This window comes from Variovorax paradoxus (assembly GCF_000834655.1).
In the GTDB taxonomy this organism is placed as follows: domain Bacteria; phylum Pseudomonadota; class Gammaproteobacteria; order Burkholderiales; family Burkholderiaceae_C; genus Variovorax; species Variovorax paradoxus_F.
Map to the genome: position 1 here is coordinate 2,501 of NZ_JXQQ01000013.1, position 3,234 is coordinate 5,734.

Below are 3,234 nucleotides of genomic sequence, written 5' to 3' on the forward strand. Positions count from 1 at the left end.
AACGTCAAAGTTATAGGGTCAAGTGAATAAGAGCACGTGGTGGATGCCTTGGCAATGATAGGCGACGAAGGACGTGATAGCCTGCGATAAGCTTCGGGGAGCTGGCAAATTAGCTTTGATCCGGAGATTTCCGAATGGGGAAACCCACCGAAAGGTATCGCATGATGAATACATAGTCATGCGAGGCGAACCGGGTGAACTGAAACATCTCAGTAGCTCGAGGAAAAGACATCAACCGAGATTCCGAAAGTAGTGGCGAGCGAAATCGGAAGAGCCTGTTAGTGATAGCACAAGACATAACGGAACAGTTTGGAAAGACTGGCCATAGCGGGTGATAGCCCCGTACGTGAAATGACCTGTGTGGTACTAAGCTAACGACAAGTAGGGCGGGACACGAGAAATCCTGTCTGAATATGGGGGGACCATCCTCCAAGGCTAAATACTCATCATTGACCGATAGTGAACTAGTACCGTGAGGGAAAGGCGAAAAGAACCCCGGGAGGGGAGTGAAATAGATCCTGAAACCGCGTGCTTACAAAAAGTAGGAGCCTCGTAAGGGGTGACTGCGTACCTTTTGTATAATGGGTCAGCGACTTACATTCAGTGGCAAGGTTAACCGAATAGGGAAGCCGTAGAGAAATCGAGTCCGAATAGGGCGATCAGTCGCTGGGTGTAGACCCGAAACCAAGTGATCTATCCATGGCCAGGATGAAGGTGCCGTAACAGGTACTGGAGGTCCGAACCGACTAGTGTTGCAAAACTAGCGGATGAGCTGTGGATAGGGGTGAAAGGCTAAACAAACTTGGAAATAGCTGGTTCTCTCCGAAAACTATTTAGGTAGTGCCTCAAGTATTACCATCGGGGGTAGAGCACTGTTTTGGCTAGGGGGTCATGGCGACTTACCAAACCAAGGCAAACTCCGAATACCGATGAGTACAGCTTGGGAGACAGAGCACCGGGTGCTAACGTCCGGACTCAAGAGGGAAACAACCCAGACCGCCAGCTAAGGTCCCTAAAATTGGCTAAGTGGGAAACGAAGTGGGAAGGCTAAAACAGTCAGGATGTTGGCTTAGAAGCAGCCATCATTTAAAGAAAGCGTAATAGCTCACTGATCGAGTCGTCCTGCGCGGAAGATGTAACGGGGCTAAGCCAGTTACCGAAGCTGCGGATTTGCAATTTATTGCAAGTGGTAGGAGAGCGTTCTGTAAGCCTGTGAAGGTGCGTTGTAAAGCGTGCTGGAGGTATCAGAAGTGCGAATGCTGACATGAGTAGCGTTAAAGGGGGTGAAAAGCCCCCTCGCCGTAAGCGCAAGGTTTTCTACGCAACGTTCATCGGCGTAGAGTGAGTCGGCCCCTAAGGCGAGGCAGAGATGCGTAGCTGATGGGAAACAGGTCAATATTCCTGTACCGTTATATAGTGCGATGTGGGGACGGATCTTAATAGGTCATCCAGTTATTGGATTATTCTGGTTTAGTTGGATGTAGGCGTGCATTAGGCAAATCCGGTGCACATATACCGAGGCCAACGATCGAGCGGACTTGTCCGTGAAGTGACTGAACGAGGTTCCAGGAAAAGCCACTAAGCTTCAGCTATATACGACCGTACCGCAAACCGACACTGGTGCGCGAGATGAGTATTCTAAGGCGCTTGAGAGAACTCAGGAGAAGGAACTCGGCAAATTGACACCGTAACTTCGGAAGAAGGTGTGCCCTATTAGTGTGTAGTGAACAACGAAGCATGAATGGGTTGCAAAAAATCGGTGGCTGCGACTGTTTATTAAAAACACAGCACTCTGCAAACACGAAAGTGGACGTATAGGGTGTGACGCCTGCCCGGTGCTGGAAGATTAAATGATGGGGTGCAAGCTCTTGATTGAAGTCCCAGTAAACGGCGGCCGTAACTATAACGGTCCTAAGGTAGCGAAATTCCTTGTCGGGTAAGTTCCGACCTGCACGAATGGCGTAACGATGGCCACACTGTCTCCTCCTGAGACTCAGCGAAGTTGAAATGTTTGTGATGATGCAATCTCCCCGCGGAAAGACGGAAAGACCCCATGAACCTTTACTGTAGCTTTGTATTGGACTTTGAACAGATCTGTGTAGGATAGGTGGGAGGCTTTGAAGCAGGGTCGCTAGATCTTGTGGAGCCAACGTTGAAATACCACCCTGGTGTGTTTGAGGTTCTAACCTAGGTCCATTATCTGGATCGGGGACAGTGCATGGTAGGCAGTTTGACTGGGGCGGTCTCCTCCCAAAGCGTAACGGAGGAGTTCGAAGGTACGCTAGTTACGGTCGGACATCGTGACGATAGTGCAATGGCATAAGCGTGCTTAACTGCGAGACTGACAAGTCGAGCAGATGCGAAAGCAGGACATAGTGATCCGGTGGTTCTGTATGGAAGGGCCATCGCTCAACGGATAAAAGGTACTCTGGGGATAACAGGCTGATACCGCCCAAGAGTTCATATCGACGGCGGTGTTTGGCACCTCGATGTCGGCTCATCTCATCCTGGGGCTGTAGCCGGTCCCAAGGGTATGGCTGTTCGCCATTTAAAGAGGTACGTGAGCTGGGTTTAAAACGTCGTGAGACAGTTTGGTCCCTATCTTCCGTGGGCGCTGCAGATTTGAGGAAGCCTGCTCCTAGTACGAGAGGACCGGAGTGGACACACCTCTGGTGTATCGGTTGTCACGCCAGTGGCATTGCCGAGTAGCTAAGTGTGGAAGAGATAACCGCTGAAAGCATCTAAGCGGGAAACTCGTTTCAAGATGAGATCTGCCGGGGCCTTGAGCCCCCTAAAGAGTCGTTCAAGACCAGGACGTTGATAGGTCAGGTGTGGAAGCGCAGTAATGCGTTAAGCTAACTGATACTAATTGCTCGTGCGGCTTGACCCTATAACTTTGATCCGACTCCGCAAGGAGTCACGAATACACGATCAAGGTGTTATGCCAAGTTGACGCATTCAAAATACATTCAAGCCAGCGCAAGACAATTGCGCGCTGATTCCAAACTCTATGAATTCGTCTGATTGATCATGTGATCAACCAGACAACCCTTTATGCCTGATGACCATAGCGAGTTGGTACCACTCCTTCCCATCCCGAACAGGACAGTGAAACGACTCAGCGCCGATGATAGTGCGGGTTCCCGTGTGAAAGTAGGTCATCGTCAGGCTCTTACAGCCCAGAAAACCCCAGTCAGCAATGACTGGGGTTTTTTGCTTTGAGGATTTGAAATC

At 50.2% G+C, this 3,234-nt stretch carries 2 rRNA genes; both read left to right on the forward strand.

Going from position 1 to position 3,234, the window contains the following annotated elements:
* Positions 1-16: 16 nt before the first annotated feature.
* Positions 17-2,890: ribosomal RNA gene (locus RT97_RS06960) — 23S ribosomal RNA — on the forward strand.
* A 167-nt stretch (positions 2,891-3,057) separates the two neighbouring features.
* A 5S ribosomal RNA gene (rrf, locus tag RT97_RS06965) occupies positions 3,058-3,170 on the forward strand.
* The last annotated feature ends 64 nt before the right edge of the window (positions 3,171-3,234 follow it).